General features: G+C 42.5%; 25 protein-coding genes, 1 tRNA gene and 1 pseudogene. 22 read left to right on the forward strand and 5 right to left on the reverse strand.

Annotated elements, in window-relative coordinates; all coding sequences use genetic code 11:
- Nucleotides 1-126 precede the first annotated feature (126 nt).
- The 8 genes from sirA (at nt 127) to ACSVDE_RS06110 (ending at nt 5394) form a co-directional block, all read left to right on the forward strand.
- Entirely contained in the window at nt 127-567 is a 441-nt protein-coding gene (gene sirA / locus ACSVDE_RS06075) for a sporulation inhibitor of replication protein SirA (protein ID WP_439300042.1), read from the forward strand.
- Nucleotides 568-663: 96 nt separating this feature from the next.
- A complete protein-coding gene (locus ACSVDE_RS06080) occupies nt 664-879 on the forward strand; it encodes a YneF family protein (protein ID WP_226550219.1) in 216 nt (71 codons plus the stop codon).
- 127 nt (nt 880-1006) lie between these two features.
- On the forward strand, nt 1007-2071 hold the full coding sequence (mnmH, locus tag ACSVDE_RS06085; protein ID WP_439300043.1) for a tRNA 2-selenouridine(34) synthase MnmH: 1065 nt from the start codon (nt 1007-1009) through the stop codon (nt 2069-2071).
- 60 nt (nt 2072-2131) lie between these two features.
- Nucleotides 2132-2710, forward strand: a complete 579-nt coding sequence (locus ACSVDE_RS06090) for a TVP38/TMEM64 family protein (RefSeq protein ID WP_439300044.1) — start codon at nt 2132-2134, stop codon at nt 2708-2710.
- On the forward strand, nt 2707-3582 hold the full coding sequence (locus tag ACSVDE_RS06095) for a M15 family metallopeptidase (RefSeq protein ID WP_439300045.1): 876 nt from the start codon (nt 2707-2709) through the stop codon (nt 3580-3582). The genes ACSVDE_RS06090 and ACSVDE_RS06095 overlap by 4 nt, the downstream gene beginning before the upstream one ends.
- Nucleotides 3583-3633: 51 nt before the next feature.
- A complete protein-coding gene (locus ACSVDE_RS06100) occupies nt 3634-4347 on the forward strand; it encodes a cytochrome c biogenesis CcdA family protein (RefSeq protein ID WP_439300046.1) in 714 nt (237 codons plus the stop codon).
- A 130-nt stretch (nt 4348-4477) separates the two neighbouring features.
- Nucleotides 4478-4927, forward strand: a complete 450-nt coding sequence (locus tag ACSVDE_RS06105; RefSeq protein WP_439300047.1) for a Na(+)/H(+) antiporter subunit B — start codon at nt 4478-4480, stop codon at nt 4925-4927.
- 8 nt (nt 4928-4935) lie between these two features.
- Nucleotides 4936-5394, forward strand: a complete 459-nt coding sequence (locus tag ACSVDE_RS06110) for a CcdC family protein (RefSeq protein WP_439301940.1) — start codon at nt 4936-4938, stop codon at nt 5392-5394.
- 34 nt (nt 5395-5428) lie between these two features.
- On the opposite strand, the gene ACSVDE_RS06115 is transcribed toward ACSVDE_RS06110, so the two are convergent.
- Complete coding sequence (locus tag ACSVDE_RS06115) at nt 5429-5857, reverse strand: DUF2621 domain-containing protein (protein ID WP_439300048.1); 429 nt, start codon at nt 5855-5857, stop codon at nt 5429-5431.
- 244 nt (nt 5858-6101) lie between these two features.
- On the opposite strand from ACSVDE_RS06115, the gene ACSVDE_RS06120 reads away from it, so the two are divergent.
- Both ACSVDE_RS06120 and ACSVDE_RS06125 read left to right on the forward strand, forming a co-directional pair.
- Nucleotides 6102-6449, forward strand: a complete 348-nt coding sequence (locus ACSVDE_RS06120; protein ID WP_439300049.1) for a hypothetical protein — start codon at nt 6102-6104, stop codon at nt 6447-6449.
- 137 nt (nt 6450-6586) lie between these two features.
- Entirely contained in the window at nt 6587-7021 is a 435-nt protein-coding gene (locus ACSVDE_RS06125) for an SRPBCC family protein (protein WP_439300050.1), read from the forward strand.
- Nucleotides 7022-7034: 13 nt separating this feature from the next.
- Here the strand turns inward: ACSVDE_RS06125 and ACSVDE_RS06130 are convergent.
- Nucleotides 7035-7131: transfer RNA gene (locus ACSVDE_RS06130), tRNA-Sec, on the reverse strand.
- A 673-nt stretch (nt 7132-7804) separates the two neighbouring features.
- Here ACSVDE_RS06130 and ACSVDE_RS06135 point away from each other — a divergent pair.
- The 6 genes from ACSVDE_RS06135 (at nt 7805) to phnC (ending at nt 13794) form a co-directional block, all read left to right on the forward strand.
- On the forward strand, nt 7805-8368 hold the full coding sequence (locus tag ACSVDE_RS06135; RefSeq protein ID WP_439300051.1) for a recombinase family protein: 564 nt from the start codon (nt 7805-7807) through the stop codon (nt 8366-8368).
- Nucleotides 8369-8439: 71 nt separating this feature from the next.
- Complete coding sequence (selB, locus tag ACSVDE_RS06140; RefSeq protein WP_439300052.1) at nt 8440-10380, forward strand: selenocysteine-specific translation elongation factor; 1941 nt, start codon at nt 8440-8442, stop codon at nt 10378-10380.
- Nucleotides 10346-11377: a glycosyltransferase family 4 protein gene (locus ACSVDE_RS06145; protein WP_439300053.1), complete on the forward strand. Its 1032-nt coding sequence runs from the start codon at nt 10346-10348 to the stop codon at nt 11375-11377. The genes selB and ACSVDE_RS06145 overlap by 35 nt, the downstream gene beginning before the upstream one ends.
- Before the next feature lie 6 nt (nt 11378-11383).
- Entirely contained in the window at nt 11384-12280 is an 897-nt protein-coding gene (phnD, locus tag ACSVDE_RS06150; protein ID WP_439300054.1) for a phosphate/phosphite/phosphonate ABC transporter substrate-binding protein, read from the forward strand.
- A gap of 6 nt (nt 12281-12286) precedes the next feature.
- On the forward strand, nt 12287-13045 hold the full coding sequence (gene phnE, locus ACSVDE_RS06155; RefSeq protein WP_439300055.1) for a phosphonate ABC transporter, permease protein PhnE: 759 nt from the start codon (nt 12287-12289) through the stop codon (nt 13043-13045).
- Nucleotides 13045-13794, forward strand: a complete 750-nt coding sequence (phnC, locus tag ACSVDE_RS06160; RefSeq protein WP_439300056.1) for a phosphonate ABC transporter ATP-binding protein — start codon at nt 13045-13047, stop codon at nt 13792-13794. The genes phnE and phnC overlap by 1 nt, the downstream gene beginning before the upstream one ends.
- Nucleotides 13795-13826: 32 nt before the next feature.
- On the opposite strand, the gene selD is transcribed toward phnC, so the two are convergent.
- Nucleotides 13827-14879 carry a selenide, water dikinase SelD gene (gene selD / locus ACSVDE_RS06165; RefSeq protein WP_439300057.1) on the reverse strand — a complete coding sequence of 351 codons (1053 nt, stop codon included), beginning with the start codon at nt 14877-14879 and terminating at the stop codon, nt 13827-13829.
- Nucleotides 14880-15070: 191 nt separating this feature from the next.
- Here selD and ACSVDE_RS06170 point away from each other — a divergent pair.
- Nucleotides 15071-15262, forward strand: a pseudogene (locus tag ACSVDE_RS06170) (Rdx family protein); the annotation flags it as partial.
- Between the two features lie 59 nt (nt 15263-15321).
- Complete coding sequence (gene selA, locus ACSVDE_RS06175) at nt 15322-16722, forward strand: L-seryl-tRNA(Sec) selenium transferase (RefSeq protein ID WP_439300058.1); 1401 nt, start codon at nt 15322-15324, stop codon at nt 16720-16722.
- Nucleotides 16723-16799: 77 nt separating this feature from the next.
- Here selA and ACSVDE_RS06180 read toward each other — a convergent pair whose 3' ends face one another.
- Nucleotides 16800-16940: a small acid-soluble spore protein P gene (locus ACSVDE_RS06180; protein WP_439300059.1), complete on the reverse strand. Its 141-nt coding sequence runs from the start codon at nt 16938-16940 to the stop codon at nt 16800-16802.
- Between the two features lie 141 nt (nt 16941-17081).
- Here ACSVDE_RS06180 and ACSVDE_RS06185 point away from each other — a divergent pair, with 141 nt between their 5' ends.
- Nucleotides 17082-17339 carry a hypothetical protein gene (locus ACSVDE_RS06185; protein ID WP_226550110.1) on the forward strand — a complete coding sequence of 86 codons (258 nt, stop codon included), beginning with the start codon at nt 17082-17084 and terminating at the stop codon, nt 17337-17339.
- Nucleotides 17340-17398: 59 nt separating this feature from the next.
- Here the strand turns inward: ACSVDE_RS06185 and sspO are convergent, their stop codons facing one another.
- Nucleotides 17399-17548 (reverse strand): small acid-soluble spore protein O, encoded by a 150-nt coding sequence (gene sspO, locus ACSVDE_RS06190; RefSeq protein WP_439300060.1) that lies wholly within the window; start codon nt 17546-17548, stop codon nt 17399-17401.
- Nucleotides 17549-18047: 499 nt separating this feature from the next.
- Between sspO and acnA the strand changes: the two genes are divergently transcribed.
- From acnA to ACSVDE_RS06205, 3 genes are all read left to right on the forward strand, one after another.
- A complete protein-coding gene (gene acnA, locus ACSVDE_RS06195) occupies nt 18048-20759 on the forward strand; it encodes an aconitate hydratase AcnA (protein WP_439300061.1) in 2712 nt (903 codons plus the stop codon).
- 72 nt (nt 20760-20831) lie between these two features.
- Nucleotides 20832-21542, forward strand: a complete 711-nt coding sequence (locus tag ACSVDE_RS06200; RefSeq protein ID WP_439300062.1) for a thermonuclease family protein — start codon at nt 20832-20834, stop codon at nt 21540-21542.
- Nucleotides 21543-21649: 107 nt separating this feature from the next.
- A complete protein-coding gene (locus tag ACSVDE_RS06205) occupies nt 21650-21778 on the forward strand; it encodes an FbpB family small basic protein (RefSeq protein ID WP_439300063.1) in 129 nt (42 codons plus the stop codon).
- Nucleotides 21779-21781: the final 3 nt, after the last annotated feature.

A 21781-nucleotide genomic window follows, 5' to 3' on the forward strand; every position in this document is an offset into this window, starting at 1 on the left:
TCAAAAAGTTCAGATCGAAAATTCTTTCGACAAAAGACGCCATTTAATTCTACATATAATGACAGCGCTTACAGGATATTTTTGGTATACTGACTGGATAAGTATGGTATGCCGAGGTGATGGATTGTGCGGAAATATGAGATCTTTTTACTCGAAGATGAAGTAGCGTACTATTATTTTGGGCGGGAACAGGTTTTGTATCAATTTTTCGTAGAAGCTGTTAATCCAGTACCAAGTTTAAGGAATATTATAGAAAGGCAGCTCGCCTATATTACGAAAGCAATTCCTAGCTTCGTGTTTAACTATGAATTGAAAAAGGTAGATTCCACTTCAAAAGGTTTCAACTTGAAGAAGGATGAACAAATGCTTATCATTTATTCTGATGTAAGTAAGGCTGTTCTTAGGAAGCTGGATCACCAATTGACACTGATCTCTACTGGTAATTTCGATGCGGAGACACTCATGTTCGAGCACTTGAGAAAAGTCGACAAAACATTTGTTGCAGTGGATATCGAAGGGAATAGCATCGGGTGGTTAAGTCCTGTTAAACAAGCCCACTTCATTTGAGTCAAAACGTCAAAGAAATTTCGTTTACATATATTGAGTTCAGATCGGAATTTATAGTACACTAGTTCTAGACAACGAGAAGGGAGAAATATGAACATGGATTGGATGTTAGTCGTTGTGGGCTTAATCGCACTACTCGTCGGTGTAGCGATTGGCTTTTTTATCGCCCGCAAATACATGATGAGTTATCTTAAGAAAAATCCACCTATTAACGAAAATATGTTACGCGTAATGATGATGCAAATGGGACAAAAACCATCCCAAAAGAAAATCAATCAGATGATGCAAGCAATGCAAAAACAGATGAAATAGATGGTGGACAAGCACTCACTTGGTTGAGTGCTTTTTTTACATTATAGTATAATGAGCTGTATGCCAATTAGACTCATTACACATCATCTTGAACTTTAAGATGAATGAAGAAAAGGACTTGATGGAAATGGATAACGTTCAAGTTGTTTCAGTTGAATCCGTTGAATGGAATGATTTTCATATCATAGATGTACGATCTCCATCAGAATTTAGAGAATTCCATATCAATGGGGCGATCAATGTACCGATATTCTCAAATGAGGAGAGGGCTAAAGTCGGTACGATGTATAAACAAGTCGGGAAAGAGGAAGCGAAAATGCTCGGTCTTTCCATCGTGTCTCCGAAACTTGTTGAGATGGTTAGCCGTTTGAAGGACATTCATCATTCTATAGAAAAGCCCATTCTCGTCTATTGCGCTCGTGGAGGTATGCGTAGTAGTAGTTTTGCAACCGTCATGTCATTAATGGGGCTACCGTGTTACCAATTACAAGGCGGAATACGCGCATATCGGCAAAAGATCGTTTCAGGCTTACGTTTTTATCACCAAAACCAAGTACCTTTTGTCGTCTTGGAGGGACTGACCGGTTCCAGGAAAACGGATATACTAGAAAGGCTCTCAATAGAAGGTTATCCTGTGTTGAACCTTGAGGAAATGGCAGGGCATAGAGGTTCTATCTTCGGGCAGGTCGGCACCGAAGCACAATCACAAAAAGCCTTTGACCGTAACCTCTACGATAGACTTTCAGATATTGGTGAGACAGATTACTATTTGATTGAATCGGAAAGCAAACGGATCGGTAAAGTGATTATTCCCGATTGGATTTTAAGTGGTAAAGCCTACGGGAAAAGAATCCATATCCATTATCCATTTGAAAAAAGGGTTCAGGCGATCTGTGCCACTTATAAACCTGAAGATCATCATGACCACTTAGGTGAGGCACTACAGAGATTAAAGAAAAGAATGAAGCCAGAATTGTTTCATGATCTTATGAATGATTTCCAAAAGCATCAGTATGAAAATGTTGTCCGCGTCTTACTTGAACATTATTATGATCCGAGATATCAATTTACTGCGGATCAGTACGTCACATCGCCGACCCATGTCCATATGGAGGACTTGGGAGAAGGTTTAGCAAAAGTCAGGGAAATCCTTCAAGATTATGAACAATTCAAGAACGTACGTGATTTGTAATTCTAGCGGGTACGCAAAGACATCATAAGAGACGAATCATGTAGAATGTGAGGCATACATATGGGAGAAACGGTATTGACATTGTTTCGGGAAAATGCCGAGGTGGCAATCGCCATAAGCTTACTCATCAATATCTTAATTGCGGTTTCTGGTTTCCTTCCTAGTTATTTTCTCACAGCAGCAAATATCTACTTTTTCGGATTTTTGGGCGGGACAACTCTTTCCATTGTTGGCGAATCGATTGGTGCTTATGTCGCCTTTCTTATCTATAGGAAAGGTTTTCGCAGATTTACTAGAGATAAACTGCAAAAATATAAAAGGGTTGAACCACTAATGAATTTAAGTGGATGGAGAGCATTCCAATTCATTTTGACGCTAAGGCTGATGCCATTCATGCCATCCGGAATCGTCACCTTCTTTGCAGCGATCGGGGTCGTTTCTGTTTTGACCTTTGTTTTTGCAAGTACAATAGGGAAGATTCCAGCATTATTAATAGAAGCTTTAGCCGTCCAACAAGTAATGGAATGGAACTGGATCGGAAAATTGATCCTCTTGGTGATCAGTCTGCTTTTCTTGTGGAATTTGCTCCCGTTCATCCGAAATAACGAACTTCAGAATGATAAAGGTGTGAAAAAATGAAACAAAATAAGGCCATCATAGGACTGACAAGTTTAACTTTGATATTGGGAGGGTGTTCTTCTATACCGAATCCGTTTGAAAAGGAAGAACCCTCCGTCAGTGAACAACCAGATGAACAACAGAAAGATCCATCCAACAATGATCAGGATGAATCCAGGGATCATGAAGGATCGGATGATCAGTCGGATGGTCAAGATGACAAACAGACAGATGAGCCTGATCTACCTTCTTTAGAAGACACGGTGACGGTGACAGCAGATGGAAAGAAAGTCGTCACCAATGTTGATGATCCACTTGTTCTCGTCAATAAAGAACGTAGTTTACCAGCTGACTATGAACCGGAAGACCTCGTCATACCGAATGTCCCTTTTCCATTTACGGAAAATTTACCGAAAAAACAATTGAAGAAAATAGCTGCCTCTGCGGCGGAAGAGATGTTCAGCCAGGCTGAAAAAGATGGAATACCACTGTTTGCACAATCCGGTTACCGTTCGTATGATCGGCAAGAAGCGATCTTTACTTCTAATGCTGAAAGGGTAGGAGAAGAAGAAGCGAACAAGTTCAGTGCGTATCCAGGTCAAAGTGAACATCAGAGCGGACTAGCACTCGATGTGACGTCACCGGCGGTTGAATTCAAACTCATCGAGGAATTCGGAGAGACTGAGGCTGGGCAATGGGTGAAGGAAAATGCCCATCGATATGGCTTTATTATCCGCTATCCAAAAGGTATGGAAGAAATCACAGGCTATCAATATGAACCATGGCATTTACGTTTTGTTGGGAAAGTCCATGCCGAGCGAATTCATGAACAAAATATGACACTTGAAGAATATCTGGGTGTCCAAGTTGAAGCCGTCAACTCTACCGAGTAAACTGAAAGATATGAAAGAGAGTAGAGTCGGTATTAGGGGGAGTTGAAACCGTTGGCAGCAGATGTGAATTTGTTCTTGGCATTCGGTGCGGGATTTCTGTCCTTCATTTCGCCATGTTGTTTACCATTGTACCCGGCATTCTTATCGTACATTACAGGAATGTCCGTGCATGAATTGAAAGAGGAAAGAGGCATACTACGGAAAAGGGCTTTATTACATACCACCTTTTTCTTGATTGGATTTTCAACGATCTTCATCGTTTTAGGGATGAGTACCTCCTGGTTTGGCACCTTCTTCTTCCAATATAAAGATTTGATCCGTGAGATTGGTGCGATATTAGTCGTGATATTCGGACTTGTCCTGATCGGAGTATTCAAACCTGAATTTCTTATGAAAGAAAGGAAATTCAAATTTCAGAGGAGACCGACAGGATATCTGGGTTCTTCTGCAATCGGAATGGGATTCGCTGCTGGATGGACGCCATGCACAGGACCGATTTTAGGAGCGGTCATCTACATGGCAACAACCAATCCAGGACAAGCGATGTTCTATATGGTTGCGTACGTCATCGGATTTTCATTACCATTCTTCATCATGTCTTTCTTTATCGGGCGAATGACCTGGATCAAGAAATACAGCAGAAGAGTCATGTTGGTAGGTGGTTATTTGATGATCTTCATGGGAGTATTCCTTTATTTTGATTGGATGTCGACACTGACATCCTTCTTATCCAATCGTTTCTTCAATGGCTTTTATGGATTCTGATTATTCGATTATAGTGGAGGATGTTTCGTAGAACATCCTCTTTTACATCAATTTGACCTATAATCCCATTTTGTTATATCGTTAAATAGGGTAAAAGAAAAATACATAGTGATAGAAAGGGTTCGAGACGATGCAATCTAATGATATTATTTTAAAAACGACCTCAGCTATCATCGTCTTCGTCATACTTGCGTTTTCCGTCAATTTATTCCTTGCAGGTCACAACGCACCCGGCGGAGGATTCATTGGTGGCTTGATGGCAGCTGGAGCATTCATACTTTTGTATATCTCATTTGGTTTGAAAACGATGAACAAAGTGCTGAAAGTCAATTTCCGATATTTTATTGCTGTAGGTTTGATGGTAGCATTCTTAACTGGAATTGGTTCTTTCGTCTTTAATCAACCATTCCTTAGTCATACATTCGGTTATTTCAAACTGCCGTTGTTAGGGAAGACGGAGCTTGCCACTGCAATGTTTTTCGACCTTGGTGTGTATTTGACGGTAATCGGAGTTACGATGACGATTATCTTGACAATCGCAGAAGATCGGGATCAAGGAAATGTGCAGGAAGGGAAGTAAATGAAGTGTTGGTAGTAGCGAGTACAATCATTGCGATTGTGATGGCAAGTGTAGCACTTTTCATCAGAATGCGGGCTGCACGGAAGCCTGCATCCATCAAGAAAATCATCTTACCCCCGTTGTTCATGTCAACGGGATTCCTTATGTTTTTGTACCCTCCAGCAAGGGTCAATTTGGATGAAGCTCTGGAAGCTCTTCTTGTAGGAGCATTGTTCTCATTGCTGCTCATCCGCACATCCTCTTTCGAAAAGCGATCAGATGAAATTTATTTGAGACGGTCCAAGGCATTCGTTTTCATTCTGATTGGATTGTTGTTGTTCAGAATTGTACTGAAGCTCTATCTAGGGCAACAGATATCCATTGAAGAAACAAGCGGACTATTCTTTATTTTAGCTTTCGGTATGATTGCTCCTTGGCGGATAGCGATGTATTTTAAATTCAAGAAGCTTCAAACAATTACAGAATGAAGAAAAGGTTGACCGTTACGGTCAACCTTTCGTTTTAGCCTAACAACTTCTGATAGGGTTGTAGGTCGATATTTTTTTGATTCAACTTTTTGATCAAGAATTTGTGGTCACGTTTAGGTGTAGCAATGATGTAACCGCGGATGATCAGATCCTGATCAATCGTTTTTCGTTTTTCCTCAATTGCCAATTCGCCGATTTTACCTGCAATTTTATCTCGGGCGACATCTCTGAACAGTTCCGGAACGGGTTCGACAAGTTCCTCGAGCAGAGCGGACTGTTGAGGAGTCCACATGTGTCTTGTTTCTTTTATATAATGGTCTTGCCAATCCAGGATGGACATTCCATCTTCTTTTGGCATTCGTTTTAAGAACTTCCGGAACATGAAGTATCCGCCTATCGCAAACATGGATATCAAGAAAAGGGTCCATAAAACGATGAACCACCCGAACCAACCTTCTAACATAAAGCCACCTCAGTCTAACGTTACGTTTCTTTCCCCATTATACTAGCTCTTAAAAAAGCAAATCAAGTCTGATTATCAAGACATAGGACTCCGTCGTCATAACATTAGATTACCATAACAAAATTATGTAAACAAAGTAGAGTGATGTAATGAATACAAGTCCTCTCGTATGGTTATTGTCCCACTCAATTCAACATATATAGACATATGATGTAGTACGTCTGAGTGGGGGAGGGATGAAAAGATGAGTTTGTTCGAACATCACTGCAACGATTGGAAAAATTCAAAGAAAGATAAGTGCGACACGTGTGTATGCGATCAGCTTTCTAAATTGGATACGGGTACACCGGTTTTCGTAAGGACGAAAGCAGGTGGAATTAAATCATCGATCAAAGGAAGATTCTTATGCTTTGATAAAAAGACGTGTTGTGCGACTTTTACAGAAGAAGTCTTTCGGGAAGAAATTACGACGATCATTGATTGCCGTGATATCGTCTCATTATCGATTGCAAATGAAGAATTCCTAGATAGTATGAGAGCGATTATGAACCAGGCATACAATGCACTCAACAACTTCACACCACCGAGCTAAAATAAATGAAAGTAGCTTTTCCAGCTACTTTCTACATAAACGGTTCATTCTTTGTTGAAGGGCCACACATAAAAGCTATAGAATGAAGTGGTACCATATCATCTATCAGACAAGGGACTTCATAAAGGAGCTTACATATGAATAGAATTTTTACATGTACAATGACAGTAAACGCAGATTTGGAAGAAGTGTGGGAATACTTTATCAACCTAGAGGAAAATGGTCCATCCTGGATGAATGGAATTTCGTCTTTGGATAAGGTTAGCTCAGGTGGAGTAGAGGAGGGGACAAGTTATGTATTCGAATCCCGTGGCAAGCCATTATCGACGACCATTACAAAGTATAGACCGATGGATACCGTGACTTTAACTTCTCAACAAGGAAAATTTCGGGCAGATTACATTTATTCATTCAGAAAAGAAAACAATGGAACGAAGATGACTTTAAATGCTAATTGTGAGGCGTCAGGTTTGATGAAGTTATTGTCACCATTGATCCAGGTGGCAATAAAGAAGTCGGACGGAGATCAATTGAAGAAGTTTAAAAATGCATTTGAAACTCGAACAAAATAACTGAAATTAAAAATGGCGGGACTGTGTGGGAATCGAACCCACCGGAGACGGCACGCGCCTCCCGAGAGGTTTTGAAGACCTAGGCGGACACCAGAACCGCAGCCAGCCCCATGTTATTTCAGGATTTCATTATATATCGGTTTCGACAAAATATCAAACATCACAGCTCATGTGACAAATTTTGTTGAAGACTATAGTCAACATACAACAATATTCTACAATTTAATAGGTGTTCTACTCACTACAAAGCATTCTGTATGTAGGATCCGTACGTTTGGATCTAAATATAGAGTGCTTTTTAAATTTCTATTGAAGAATAGGCCCATTTATATTATGATGGAAAAGCGTGTCGAAATATGCCGTTGTAATATACGCGTAACAATGTTATCCCCAATCCAGAGAGTTATCCACGATTTTTCCCTTCATCTCAAAACGATAGGATTTTATTACAAAATCCAACACCCAAAAGATGAAATTGAAATTATCCACAATGATCTGGAGTTTTCCACTGTTTTTCAATCTTCTCAAAAAATTAGCATTTTGAATCTATTTTCAATGTTACAAACATGCTACAAAGTTATCCCCGGTTACCCACAGTTATCCACCGTTCTAACGCCAGAATCAAAAACACTCCTTTTTGAAACGAAACTAGGACTTAAGACCCAATAATACCATCGTCTCACAAACACGTCTCAACAAACTTAATGAGATATAATTATGAAACATCATGTTTTTGATATATCATAGAGTAAAAGGTTGGTTTTAAGAAAGGAGCAAAGTAGATTGGCGAAACTTGGTTATGCAAGGGTAGCAGCTGGTAGTGATGCACTTGAAGAACAGGTTGACGCTTTGAAAGAATTTGGTTGCAAGAAAATCTTTACCGATGATAAGACAACTAAAAATACGTATAAAGATGGTTTGAATGCGATGTTGGAATATGCAAGAGAGGGCGACATCGTAGTCGTTTTGAAGTTGGACCGTTTAGCTCGAAGCATTCAAGAACTTCAGCAAATCATTGATGACTTGAAAGTCAGAGAGATTGATATCGTTTCAATCACCCAAAACATCAATACGACCACGGATCATGGGAACGATATTTATAGTTGGATCGATATATTCGCAGATTTCGAGCGGGAGTTACATAGTGAAAGAATCAAGCTAGGTATTGAAAATGCCAGAGAGAAAGGTGTCAAACTAGGCAGGAATGAAGCGAGTCGATCCATGAAGGAAAAAGCGTTTGAGATGTATCAATCGGAAGAACATACGATGCGTGAGATTGTAGAGGAAACCGGATTGAGCCGAGCGACGATCTATCGGTATATTGAAAGGAAAAAAGGAACGGAGTAAGCCGATTTGTTGCTTCTTACCATAACAGTAGATAAAGTAGAAAATGATACAGAAAACAGTAGGTGAAACGCATGTCTACCAACTATTATACAATTGGAATGGCCGGACACATCGATCACGGAAAAACGACGCTGACGAAAGCGTTGACGAACGTAGACACTGATCGGTTGAAGGAAGAAAAAGAGCGGAGCATCTCAATAGAATTAGGCTATGCCCCGTTTGATCTAGGGGATGGGTATCAAGTTTCCATCATAGATGTACCAGGGCATGAGAAATTCATCCGGCAAATGATTGCGGGCGTTGCCGGCATCGATTTTGTCATTCTGGTCGTTGCTGCGGATGAGGGCGTAATGCCTCAAACGAGAGAGCACGCTCTGATCTTGAATTATTTAGGAGTCGAAAACGCTGTCATCGCGGTAACGAAATCCAATAAAGTGGAACAAGAACTGCTCGATCTTGTTGAAGAAGACATCCGGAGTGAATTTTCCGGCACGATATTCGGTGAGGTCCCGATGTTCTTCGTGGACAGTGTATCTGGTCAAGGGATTGATGATCTGAAAGATGGTATACTCGAACGTTTGCCTGAAGTCGAGCAGAGGAATCCGGTTGCCAAATTCAGAATGCCGATTGATCAGGCATTCACGTTGAAAGGGAAAGGCGCAATCGTTAGAGGAACCGTTTTCGAAGGGACAGTCAATACGGGTGATGAGCTTTTCCTTCTACCGGGTAAAGCACCTGTTCGGGTTCGTCAAATTCAAGTACATAAGGAAACGGTTGAGGTCGCCATAGCTGGTCAACGTGCTGCAATCAACCTAGGAGGAGTATCTTCAAACGAGATATCAAGAGGAGACACCTTGACTTCGAACACCTCTCTCAGTCCATCCACTACTGTCGATCTCGTCCTTCATGTCCGTGAGCAGTTGGAGTACAAATTGAAACAACGTTCACGAGTCAAATTGCATACGGGAACTTCAGAGGTGATGGGAACACTCGTTTATTTCGATCGGAATGAGCTGAGTGAGGGATCACAGGAAAGCATCCTCTGTCAGTTGAGATTAGATGAACCGATAGCGGTTCTAAGAGGAGATCGATTCATCATCAGAAGGCCTTCGCCTGTTGAAACAATCGGTGGTGGATGGGTTTTAGATCCATTCGGTGCCAAATATCGATTCGGAACGAAGACGATTGAAATGCTTCAACAAAAAATGGAAGGTTCCTTATTTGATAGAATGATCGATTCTCTCCAATCAATGAAGGTTGCATCAATCCTTAAGTTGAGTGAATCAATTGGGGCTACAGAAGAGGAGACGGCAGATACTCTATCAGAAATGAAGGAAAGCGGAGAGGTCGTCAACCTTGAACCAGATAAAGTAGCCTTGAAAGCTGAACTAGAGCGCGCTTCCGAACAATTAATCGAACATCTTTCTAAGTTCCATCAGATGTACCCAATGCGATTAGGTCCAGGAAAAGCAGAAGTGGTTCAAGAGTTCAAAGTATCTTATCCGACTTTGCTTATTGAGCATGCGATTACGCGATGTCTCGATGAAAAGGTTATGATTAAGAATGGACCGTACTTGAAAAGAGCCGAGCATCAACCTACATTCCCGAAACAATGGGCAAAAAGGATGAGCAACGTTGTTGAACAGCTGCGCTATGCTGGGATTAAGCATGAAGGTTTAGCTGAAATGGTTCGTGACCAAGAAATACCAGACTCCCTGTTACCTGAGTTTGAAAGATATTTACTTGAAACGAACCGAGCTGTAACACTCGAGGATGGCACATTCATCCACCAGGAAGTTTTCGACCATGCTTTGAAAAACTTGTATGACGGTACGGGTGGCGATTTATTCACTGTACAGGATGCTAAAGGTATTCTCGATCTGTCACGTAAGTACTGTATTCTATTTTTAGAAAAGCTGGACGCACTCGGTTTGACAACAAGAATTGATGATCAACGGAAGTGGGTGAAACATAAACTTGAACCCTATCTCAAACCCGAAAAAAGTAAATAAAATCGGCTTCTGGACGCCTTATCTCCATTCGAATCGTGGAAATACCACAACAGCTAGAAGAATTGCTGCCGGTTTATGTGACGAGGGGTATCAAGTTGAAATGTTCGCTTTTGAGGAAGAAAAATGGTCGGATCAGGATCTTAAGAGGATGGAATCTTGCGACCTTTATCATATCCTTCACTTCAGTCGATTTTCCTCATGGATGGATTCGAAGGACATCAAGCTGACAAAGCCTTATGTAATTACTTCTGGAGGCACGGACGTGAATGAGCAGATGGAAGACCCGATATCACGGCGTTTATTAGCAGAAGCAGAAGCCATCACTGTTTTTACCGATGAAGCTGCTCAAAAGGTCATGTCTGTTTATCCTGAACTGGAACAGAAGGTGCATGTCATCCCACAAAGCGTCTACATCCCTAAGCGTCACGAAGAACCCGATGTGGACCTCCCTGAAGGGAAGGGACCACACCTTTTATTACCCGCAGGTTTGAGAGAAGTAAAGGATGTTTTCCATATCATGGATCGGATTGCAGGGCTGAAAGAAATGTACCCGGATCTTCAATTCATGATTGTTGGGGAAGCTTTGGATCTTGAAATCTTAGGCCAGGTGAAAAAATTCGAACAAAAAAACGAGTGGTTTCATTACATTGGAAGTCTGCCGCTAGAGCAAATGGCGTATGTATATCAGTGGGCGGATATGATCCTGAATACGTCCATATCAGAAGGTCAACCGATCGCGCTGATGGAAGCGATGTATCACGGTGTGCCGGTCATCGCTCGTTCTAACGCAGGGAATGAAAGTCTCATACGTCACGGAGAGAATGGATTTATTTATAAAGAACCAGACTCCTTTGATGAGATGTTCATTCGATTGATGGAAAACAGAAGCCTGTATGACCAGTTTGCCAATAATGGAAGATCCATGATGAATCGTGAATTTTCCATTCAGAAAGAGATTCAACACTTTAAAGAAATTTATCAACAAATAACGAGGTGAACGAAAATGAAAAAAGTATTCATGCCAATTATCGCGATTTTCATGCTGTTCGTATTAGCAGCATGTGGAGGAGCAGATAAGACGAAAGAAGATTCCGGTGAACAGAAAGAAGAATTGACAATCGGAGTCATCCCGGCTCAGACAGAAGGGGAAATGCAAGGGGCGATGGAAAAGCTGGAAAGCTTACTTGAAGAAAAGATGGACCGTGAAGTGAAAATTGATACATATCCGGATTATAACGGGGTTGTCGAAGCGATGAACTTCGATAAGATCGATATGGCATTTTTCGGACCGTTGACGTATGTCATTGCTCATGAAAAGAGTGGAGCAGAAGCCATCATCACTCAGTTGGTGGATGGAGAACCGTTCTATCATTCCTATATCATCACCCATAAAGACAACGCATTTGACTCATTAGAAGACTTCCTGAAAGAGAGTAAAAAGTATGACTTTGCGTTCGGTGATCCGAATTCCACTTCAGGGTCACTCATACCGAGCATTGAACTTGGAGATCGTGGCGTTTTTACAGATGAGAACGAACATGAATTCAATACGGTACGATATACAGGTTCTCACGATGCCACTGCGTTAGCTGTTCAAAACAAGCAAGTTGATGCTGGTGCGATAGATAGTGCGATCTATGATCAGCTGATCGAGTCTGGAAAAATCGATGAAAGCCAACTGAAAGTGATTTGGAAATCCGATAAGCTTTTCCAATACCCTTGGGCTGTCAATAAAGAGATGGATGACGAAACGGTCAAACAGCTACAAGATATCTTCGTCAACATCGACGATAAAGAAATTTTAGATGCATTTGGTGCATCTGGTTTTACCAAAGCTTCGAACGAAGATTATGAAAGCATTCGACAAGCAGCTATCAAGCAAGGAGTCATTAAGGAGTAGGATCACATGGCCTGGTTTAAACGCCGTCACATCTTCACAACCCTATTAATATCGATAATAGTACTGATCAGTATGAGAGCGATGGAGTTCGATCTGTCCAAGTTCCGGGATTTCCGGAACATGATCGAATTCCTTTCAGGCTGGTACCCGATTGAAACCGAAATCATTCCAAGAATGATCATGGAAAGTCTCGATACAATGGCGATGGCGTTTCTGGGCAGTTTCCTTGGACTTGTCGTTGCATTGCCACTTGCATTCGTAGCGGCTCGAAATACGAGCCGTTCTCCTTTTTTATACGGCGCTTTTCGGATCGGATTAAGCTTCTTGAGATCTGTTCCTGAAATCGTATTCGGTCTGATTTTGCTGACTGCACTCGGATTGGGACCTTTCCCTGCAGTCATTGCCATCATTCTTCATAATATCGGAGTGTTAGGTAAGTTGATCTCTGAATTGATTGAAGCAGCGGATGTCGGACCGCAAGAAGCGATGAAATCCGTAGGTGCAAGCAGGTGGCTTGCCAACTTGTTTGCAATCATCCCGCAAATTTGGCCGAATGTCTTATCTCATTACTTTTACCGGTTTGAGGTCGCTATTCGGACATCGCTCATTCTCGGATTTATTGGTGGTGGAGGAATCGGACAGCAATTGTTCAATCATTTCAAAACCTTCCAATATCAGTCTGTCGCGGTCGATGTCTTGTTGATCATGATCATGGTCATTCTCGTCGACTTTGCCGGCAGTAAAATCAGGGAAGCGGTGATCTGATGGAGAATAAAGCGATCATTGAACTGCAAAATATAAGCGTGGAATATCCAGGGGCCGATCACTTTGCGATTGAAGATTTGTCTCTCACGATGGAAACCGGAGAATTCATCTGTGTACTTGGTAAAAGTGGAGCGGGAAAGTCGACGATGATCCGTTGTTTGAATGGTTTGCAGATCCCGACAGAAGGTCATGTCCTCTTTGAAGGGAACGACATTACAGCCTATAAAGAGAAAAAACTCAGGGGAGTCCGGACGAACATGGGCATGATCTTCCAGCACTTCAATTTGATACCGAGATTGTCGGTCATGCAAAATGTGCTGACTGGAACTTTCGGGAAAAGGAATGACATGTTGAGCTTGATAGGCTATTTCAATCAAAAGGAAAGGGAGCAAGCTAATAAAGCGATTGATGCGGTCGAATTGAGCCTCCATGCGAACAAACGGGTGGAACATCTAAGCGGTGGACAGAAGCAGAGGGTTGCGATTGCACGCGCGTTGCTGCAAAGACCGAAAGTGTTTCTCGGGGATGAACCTGTGGCCAGTCTCGATCCAGGTACCGCTAACCGAATCTTCCAACTCCTGAAGAGGATTCACGAAAAGCATCAATTGTTGACGCTCATCAACGTCCATGATGTAAATCTCGCGAAGAAATATGCGACGAGAGTACTCGCCTTGAAAGACGGTAAACTGATTTTCGATGGAAAACCTGAACGATTGACAGAAGAATTGCTTGAAACGATCTACGAATAAGAAAGAGTGATCCAACTGGATCACTCTTTTTGCTATTTCTTTGCATATAAATAGAAGTCTTTCTTTTCAGAAACAGAACCGATGATGGATGTTTCAGGTACACCATGTTCTTTCATCAGCTGTACGTATTGTTCAGCTTCTTCTGCTGGCATGCTGATCAACAGACCACCGGACGTTACGGCATCGCATAACAGCCATTGCTCCAGTTCAGATAATCCCTCATATTGAACATCTTCTGCAATCCAACGATGGTTGGCTTTCGTACCACCAGGAACGAAGCCGGATTCAGCAAGCTCCATCGTTCCATCAAGGACCGGTACATCGTTCAAACGCACTTCCATTGAAACATTGCTACCCTTCGCCATTTCAGAAGCATGACCTAGCAATCCGAATCCTGTTACGTCTGTTACGGCAGTTGGATGGAAATCCTTTAGTTGCTCTGCTGCTGTTTTATTCAAGGTCGCCATAACAGTTGAGACACGCTCGAGCTGTTCTTCAGTCAACCCTTCCTTTTTGATGGCCGTCGTCTGGATACCGACTCCGATCGGTTTCGTCAAGACAAGTACATCCCCTGGCTTGGAACCGACATTTTTGAAGATTTTTTCTGGATGGACGACACCTGTGACGGATAAACCGAATTTCGGCTCGTTATCGTCAATGGAGTGCCCTCCTGCGATGACAGCACCAGATTCTTGTACTTTATCAGCTGCCCCTTTAAGGATTTCAGCTAAAATGTCAGGACCGAGTGACTTGATAGGGAATCCGAGTATGTTCAATACTGTCGTCGGTTGACCCCCCATTGCGTATACATCACTTAGTGAATTTGCTGCTGCAATTTGTCCAAATTGATATGGATCGTCGACAATCGGGGTAAAGAAATCGACCGTTTGGATGATGGCGAGATCATCTGTCAGCTTGTACACGCCAGCATCGTCAGAAGTATCTATACCGACCAATAGATTTGGATCTTTTTCACGTTCTGGTAATTGACGCAAAACTTGCGCCAGGTCTTCAGGACCGATTTTGCATCCTCAGCCACCTTTGGAAGATAAGGTTGTTAAACGAATCTTTTCTTGCTTACTCAATGAAAGCACCTCCTCTCCATAGTATAAACATCTTTTTTGCGATTTGAGAAATAATATACTAGAATGAAAATAATTCAGAAAACGAAGGTAAGGTAATGTTAATTTAGAAGGAATTAACATCATTCTAAGGAGGAATTGTAATGAGTTACAAAGTATCCGTTGAATTTTGCATGCAGTGAAACTACGCTCCAAAGGCCGCGAGTTTCGCGGAACAGTTATTCAATCACTTTCGTTCAGACGTGACTTCTCTTGATTTGATTCCGAGTTCTGGCGGGGCATTCGAAGTCACCGTAAATGGAACGAAATTGTATTCCAAGCTGGAAACGGGTGAGTTTCCAGACAGCGATCAGTTATTTGCAGAATTTGATTCTTTGAATAGATAGGTACGACACCTCCTGAGGCTTTCCCTGGAGGTGTTCTTACGCCTTCAGAGGAGTGAACGATGTTGAACGAACAATTGCGACTGCTACCTGCAGTCCACCTTATACAGTCAGACAGCCGGTTTGAAGATATCCTGAGTAAGAGTGAGTACTCGTCAGAGGGCTTGACTACCATCACACAAGAAATCTTGAGTTCGATCCGAAAACGGATTCTCGATGGAGAAGCGTTAGGCTTTGAAACCAAGAACAGTATGTTGGATTACATTTTTGATGAATTGGACCAAAAAGTATCATCGGATTCTACATATAATCTGCGTTCGGTCATCAACGCAACAGGGGTGGTCATCCATACAAATCTGGGACGTTCCCGACTGAGTGAAAAAGCTCTTCGACAGATGACGAATGTAGCTAAGCATTATTCCAACCTCGAATATAAGATCGAGGAGGGAAAGCGCGGTTCCCGTCATGATTTGGTAGAGGACGTGCTACAGGAGATCACTGGTGCGGAAGCGGCTATGGTCGTCAACAATAATGCAGCTGCTGTATACCTTGTACTCCGTGCTTTGGCTAAAGATCGGTCAGTCGTGGTTTCAAGGGGTGAACTCGTCGAGATCGGTGGTTCATTCCGTGTATCCTCTATAATGGAAGAGAGTGGTGCAGAACTGAAAGAAGTCGGCACTACGAACAAGACGCATCGCCACGATTATGAGGATGCCATTGATGAGACGACGGCCATGCTCATGAAGGTCCATACATCCAATTTTAAGGTCGTCGGGTTTACAGATTCTGTTTCAACCAGAGAATTGGTGGATGTGGCTGTTGAACACGAAGGAGTACTCACTTATGAAGATTTAGGGAGTGGGGCCCTTTATGATTTCGAGCAACAAGGAATAGGGGACGAACCAGTTGTAAAAAAAGTCGTAGGAACAGGTGTCGACGTCGTCACGTTCAGCGGGGACAAACTGCTAGGTGGTCCACAATGTGGCATTATCGCTGGAAAAGCTTCACTGATTCGGAAGCTGAAGAAGCATCAATTAGCGAGAGTGCTAAGAGTCGACAAGTTCACCTTGGCTGCATTGGAAGCGACTCTTTTATCGTATAAATATGATCAGTTAGAAGAGATACCGACTGTCCGAGATATTTTGCGTACTGCTGAGGAGATCAAGACCCAGGCACAACATTTCATTGATCAAGTCAGCGGATTAGAGAACGTGTCCTTCAGCATACAGGAAAGTGTCTCTAAAATCGGTGGAGGTACGATGCCTGAAGTCGAGCTCCCGACGTACGTTGTTTCAGTCCGTCATGATACATTGACCAGCGAGGAATTGTTTGTTCAACTTCGTGGAGCGGAGACCCCGATTATCGGAAGGATAAAGGACGAACAGTTTTTCTTGGACTTCCGCACAGTCACTTTAGAAGAACAAAAGGAACTCGTGCAAATTTTTGAAACGATTTTCGTTTAATTTCAATATAAATGGGTAAAAAAACCGTAAGATGACCCTTCCTAGGGTTCACCGTACGGTTTTTTTGAACGTAAAAATCAGATATGGCCACCGTGCTTTTGGCGTGTATGATTCGCTTTCTTCACTTTTTTGGATCCATCAAGTGGTTCAGGTTGCCCTGGATTGTCACCTTTCGGAGCATTTTTCCTCTGGTCTTTGTATGTGTTTCTTTCTGTCATTCGGAACCCTCCATTAAATATCAGACCTTAAAATTTAGTATGCAGGAGGGTACGGAAGGATATTCATCACGTTGTTGGAATAAATCGGCTTGTCCTGTTTCATATTAATGAAAGACCATTATGAAAGGAAGAGGGATTCTCATGCCATATCATAAGGATAAACAACAAGCATTCCAGGCGGCTCAACAAGGTTATGAGCAGGCGATCAAAGCGAATGGCGCAGCACTTGAGAGTTCAGCAGATCCTGATTTTGCTACGAAAGAGCAAATGTTCACTCAGGAATTGAATGAAGCATTGCAACAGATCGACAACGCTTTAGAAGTTGCAAGTGAGCATCAGCGAGTGCAGTTGAAGCAATATCAAGAGGATTTGTACAATCTTAGAAAAGATCTTTATTAATACAAAAGTGTAAATGGTAAAGGGGTTGTCCCGACAGACAACCCTGTTTTATATGCTCATTATTGATTCTTTTTGCGTTTCTTATTGTTTTGGCGTTCATTAGCAGTCAACGGTTCGTTCGCAAATTCGTGATCGAACTCCGAAGACTGTTGTACGGCCTGTTTGTCGGAAAAAGATGCGTTCACTTTACCTCTTTTCGGTTTAGCCAATGGATTTCACCTCCACGAGTATAGTGTGTTTCCAAAGCGTAGCAACATACACACTTCATTATTACTTTTATAGATATCGAAAAATCAATATAGTGTTTCTAATCATAGTTATTCTTTTTGAAAGATTTTTGCTTCTAAGTCATTTTTAAAAATCACCTTGTGAAAGTGATTGGAGAGCAAGGTGCGAGACTCCTGCGGGATTAGCGGGACAGGTGAGACCATTCAATGTCGCAAAGCGACGAGTGGGCTCACCGCACGCCCCGCGGAAAGCGAGCATCCTGGAACGGAAATCAACGACTAGAGCAACAAAGTTTGCGAAAACAGCCTAATCATAAGAAAATCTTATGATTATCCATAAAAATATTGAAATTTACTTATGTTCTGCTCTATACTACACTAGTGTAGAAGGAAGGATAAAACAAATAGAAACAGCAACAGTAATCTTTCGACAGCATTCCAGTAATTGATGTATCATGGACAGGAGAAGGAGGTTTTTCGCATGAGCACAAATGATGTTTATAATGCTAAAAAGACATTTGATGCAAACGGAAAAACGTATCATTATTATGACTTGAAAGCGCTTGACCAAGCGGGAGTAGGAAACACATCCCGTCTACCTTATTCCATTAAGGTATTGTTAGAATCAGTTTTACGTCAATACGACGGTAGAGTGATTGGAAAAGAGCACGTTGAAAACTTAGCAAAATGGGGAACGAAAGACGTCAAGGACATTGATGTTCCTTTCAAACCTTCACGTGTCATCTTGCAGGACTTCACTGGTGTTCCTGCAGTCGTTGACCTTGCATCTCTTCGTAAGGCGATGGCGGACATGGGTGGTTCACCAGACCAGATCAACCCTGAAATTCCGGTTGACCTCGTTATCGACCACTCCGTACAAGTTGACAAATATGGTACAGACGATGCGTTGAAATTCAATATGAAGCGAGAATTCGAACGTAACCTTGAGCGTTACAAATTCTTGCGTTGGGCACAAACGTCATTCGACAACTATCGTGCTGTGCCACCAGCAACAGGTATCGTCCACCAGGTTAACCTTGAATACTTAGCATCTGTAGTAGGTTCTCATGAAGCAGATGGAGAACACGTAGCATACCCGGATTCCCTTGTCGGAACGGACTCTCATACGACAATGATCAACGGAATCGGTGTACTCGGTTGGGGTGTTGGTGGAATTGAAGCGGAAGCAGGCATGCTCGGCCAGCCATCTTACTTCCCGGTACCAGAAGTCATCGGTGTGAAGTTGACAGGTGAAATGCCTGAAGGAACAACTGCAACAGACCTTGCACTTAAGGTAACGCAAGTTCTACGTCAAAAGAATGTTGTCGGTAAGTTCGTCGAGTTCTTCGGACCAGGTCTTGCAGACATGACATTAGCTGACCGTGCAACGATTTCCAACATGGCACCTGAATACGGTGCGACTTGCGGATTCTTCCCAGTAGACGATGAAACATTGAACTACATGCGTTTGACTGGACGTTCACCAGAACAAGTAGAACTAGTTGAAAAGTATGCGAAAGCAAACGGCATGTTCTACACGCCAGGAACAGAAGATCCACAATTCACAGATGTTGTAGATGTGAATCTTTCTGAATTGGAACCGAACTTGTCTGGACCTAAACGTCCTCAAGACTTGATTCCACTATCTGAAATGAAAGATGCGTTCAACCGTGCGTTGGTTGCTCCAGCAGGAAACAGCGGATTCGGTCTAGAGAAAGACGAAATCAACAAATCTGTTGAAATCAAGCACCCGAACGGTAAAGTTTCCAACATGAAGACGGGTGACCTTGCGATTGCAGCGATCACAAGTTGTACGAACACGTCCAACCCAAGTGTTATGCTCGGAGCGGGACTCATCGCGAAAAAAGCGGTTGAAAAAGGATTGGAAGTACCTGAATACGTGAAAACAAGTTTGGCACCGGGATCCAAAGTTGTTACTGGTTACCTTGAAGAGTCCGGTCTAATGCCTTACATGGATAAGCTTGGTTTCAACCTTGTCGGTTATGGCTGTACAACATGTATCGGTAACTCCGGTCCATTGGCAGAAGAGATCGAAGAGGGCATCGCGAAGAGCGATCTAGTCGTTTCATCTGTTCTTTCCGGTAACCGTAACTTTGAAGGACGTATCCACCCGCTTGTAAAAGCGAACTACCTGGCTTCACCGCCACTTGTCGTCGCTTATGCTTTGGCTGGCTCTGTCGACTTTGATCTCCAAAAGGATTCATTCGGTAAAGATAAAGACGGAAATGAAGTGTACTTCAAGGATCTATGGCCTACAACTGCTGAAATCAAGGAAGCGATGGATCATGCTGTAAAACCTGAACTCTTCAAGAAAGAATACGAGCGTGTATTTGATGACAACCAGGAATGGAACGATCTCGACACGACAGAAGAAGAGCTATACAGCTGGGATGATGACTCCACATACATCCAAAACCCTCCATTCTTCCAAGGCTTGTCCAAGGAGCCAGGTAAGATTGAGAAGCTTGACAACATGCGCGTAGTTGGTAAGTTTGGTGACTCCGTAACAACGGACCACATCTCACCAGCAGGTGCAATTGCGAAAGACAGCCCAGCAGGACAATACTTGATGGATAACGGCGTGAAGCCATCCGAGTTCAACTCTTACGGATCCCGTCGTGGTAACCATGAAGTCATGATGCGTGGTACTTTTGCAAATATTAGAATTAAGAACCAGATCGCTCCCGGAACTGAGGGCGGATGGACGACTTACTGGCCGACTGAAGAAGTAATGTACATCTATGATGCTTGCATGAAGTATCAACAAGATGGTACAGGACTTGCAGTACTAGCTGGTAAGGACTACGGAATGGGAAGCTCTCGTGACTGGGCTGCAAAGGGTACAAACCTTCTCGGCATTAAGACAGTCATCGCTGAAAGCTTCGAGCGTATCCACAGAAGTAACCTTGTCTTGATGGGTGTTCTTCCACTTCAATTCAAGGATGGAGACAGCGCTGAATCACTAGGTTTGACAGGTAAAGAAACATTCGATGTCGACATCGACGAAAATGTGAAACCTCGTCAAATGTTGAAAGTAACGGCTACGGACGAAGAAGGCAATAAGAAAGAATTCGAAGTTGTCGCTCGTTTCGATAGTGAAGTTGAAATCGACTACTACCGTCACGGTGGTATCCTTCAAATGGTTCTACGTAATAAACTTCAAAACGCATAAGTCTTTGACTATAGATAGCAGCTCCTTTTTGAGGGGCTGCTATTTCCATACATAAAGGGAGAGAACGAATAGGTGAAATACTTCAATTGGATGACCTTTGTCGTCATACTTGTCATCATTCTGTCCGCTTGTTCCTTACCAGAAACGGAAACAGCGGAGAAAGGAATTTATTCTGTAACAAAAGTGATCGATGGAGATACGTTCAAAGTCGACTATGAAGGGGAGGAAGAAACGATCCGACTCTTGCTGATCGATACACCCGAAACGGTCCATCCGAATAAACCCGTCCAGCCATACGGGAAAGAGGCGAGCCAATTCATGAAGGAAAAGTTAGCAGGACAAGAAGTGGAGCTAGAGTTAGACGTCTCGGAAAGGGATAAATACGGACGGATTTTGGCTTACGCATACGACATGGAAGGAAACATGCTGAATGAACTGCTTTTACAAAAAGGTCTTGCACGTGTCGCTTACATTTTTCCACCAAACACGAAATATGTGGAACGGTTTCAAACGATCCAGAAGGATGCCCAAAAACGGGAAGTTGGAATTTGGAGTTTAGAGAACTATGTAACCTCTGATGGATTTTCAGACACTGAGAGTGAAACGGAAGGATCTTCTACAAACGAGAATGCAGCGTGTGATATCAAAGGGAATATCAATTCAGATGGAGAAAAGATCTACCATATGCCGGACGGAGCTTACTATGAGGTGACGAAAGCTGAAGAGATGTTCTGTTCTGAAAAAGAAGCGGAGAAAGCAGGCTTTAGACCTTCTAGCAGGTAATCTTCTAGGCACTCAACATTTTTATATAAACTTTCTGATAATTGGAATAAAATAGGCCAAAAGCGGGAAAGAATAAAGATAGTGTCAAGAGTGCGAGGAGGTTACATATGAGAAAGAGCAAAAAGCGATCCTTCAAAGATCTGGTACTCGAAAACAAAAGAGAGCTATTGAAAGATCAAGAAGCGATGGAACAGCTTGAAATCCGATTAGAGAACAGACATCTGAAAAACAGCTGAAAA

The organism is Pseudalkalibacillus sp. Hm43 (assembly GCF_051842935.1).
Classification (GTDB): domain Bacteria; phylum Bacillota; class Bacilli; order Bacillales; family Fictibacillaceae; genus Pseudalkalibacillus.